Origin of the sequence: Pseudomonas protegens, assembly GCF_003732485.1 — a bacterium.
In the GTDB taxonomy this organism is placed as follows: domain Bacteria; phylum Pseudomonadota; class Gammaproteobacteria; order Pseudomonadales; family Pseudomonadaceae; genus Aquipseudomonas; species Aquipseudomonas protegens_B.
In genome coordinates this window covers 204,323-205,674 of sequence record NZ_MOAK01000027.1, presented here as the reverse complement: position 1 = coordinate 205,674, position 1,352 = coordinate 204,323, and the positions used below count along the sequence as shown (strand labels likewise).

Below are 1,352 nucleotides of genomic sequence, written 5' to 3'. Positions count from 1 at the left end.
GCAGAATTTCCCCGGCAACCCGGCGGGAAAATGGCAAGTGCGGGTGATCACCGAGGACGGCCAGGTAATTGGCGTGTTGCGCTTCGAGATCACCGACCCAGATCAAGACGCCGCCAAGAGCGGCGAGGCAAAGTAGTCGGGATCGTGCTATTACGTAGCACTGCGTAATCGCCACACAAGCTCGGAGCTTATGACTACCAGCGTGACGCCCGGCACCGCTCAACTGGACCTTGCCCTCTCCCCGGCGCAACTGCGCATCTCCGGGGACTGGACGCTGGCGCACTACAGTGACCTCAAGCGTCTCAGCCAAACCCTCAGCGACCGCTATGACAGCAGCACCCACATCGACCTCAATGGCTTGGGAGCCCTGGACACCGCCGGCGCGTCGCTGCTGGTAGAACTACTGGGAGCCGAACGCCTGGAGCGATCCGCCGAACACCCTGATTGCACCCTGTCCACCGCCGACCGCGCATTGCTGCATACGGTCTACAGCTCGCTCAACGATTTCTGTGTACCGGTCAAGGAACCGGAGATTGCCGTCAGCGTACAACTGCTCTCACGCATTGGCAGTGCGGTCTACACCGTCTGGCAAGACAGCCTGAAAGTCCTCGGCTTTATCGGCCTGATCCTCGAAACCCTGGCCCGGGGCCTGCTGCACCCCAAGCGCTGGCGTATCACCCCGGTGGTGGCGCATATCGAACAGACCGGCCTCGATGCCGCGCCCATCGTCGCCCTGCTGACCTTCCTGGTGGGGGCGGTGGTGGCCTTTCTCGGGGCCACGGTGCTGGCCAACTTCGGGGCCAGCATCTTTACCGTGGACCTGGTGGCATTTTCCTTCCTGCGGGAATTTGGCGTGCTGCTGACCGCGATCCTCATGGCCGGGCGTACCGCCAGCGCCTTCACCGCGCAGATCGGCTCGATGAAGGCCAACGAAGAGATCGACGCCATTCGCACCCTGGGCCTGGACCCGATGGAGTTGCTGGTGCTGCCCCGGGTGCTGGCCTTGCTGGTGGCGCTGCCGATGCTGACCTTTCTGGCGATGCTCTCGGGCATCATCGGCGGCGCCGTGGTTTGTGCCCTGTCCCTGGATATTTCCCCGGCGATGTTCCTTTCGCTGCTGCATTCGGACATCGGCGTTAAGCACTTTCTGCTGGGCCTGGTCAAAGCACCGATCTTCGCTTTCCTGATTGCCGCCATCGGCTGCCTGGAGGGCTTCAAGGTCAGCGGCAGTGCCGAGTCGGTGGGCGCCCACACCACGTCCAGCGTGGTGCAGTCGATCTTCGTGGTGATCGTCATCGACGCCGTGGCCGCGCTGTTCTTCATGGAGATGGGCTGGTGAGCCGCCCGACGCG

2 protein-coding genes are annotated in these 1,352 nt (G+C 63.2%); both read left to right on the top strand.

The window, feature by feature from the left end:
* Positions 1-136 (top strand): DUF2914 domain-containing protein (locus tag BLX41_RS34320; RefSeq protein ID WP_259744381.1); only part of this gene is annotated, 136 nt, incomplete at its 5' end.
* 54 nt (positions 137-190) lie between these two features.
* Entirely contained in the window at positions 191-1,339 is a 1,149-nt protein-coding gene (locus BLX41_RS03540; protein WP_123723791.1) for an ABC transporter permease, read from the top strand.
* Positions 1,340-1,352 lie beyond the last annotated feature (13 nt).

Bases quoted from the DNA above. Each gene is read 5' to 3' on its own strand.
- BLX41_RS03540 (WP_123723791.1), top strand. From the start codon at position 191: ATGACTACCAGCGTGACGCCCGGCACCGCTCAACTGGACCTTGCCCTC.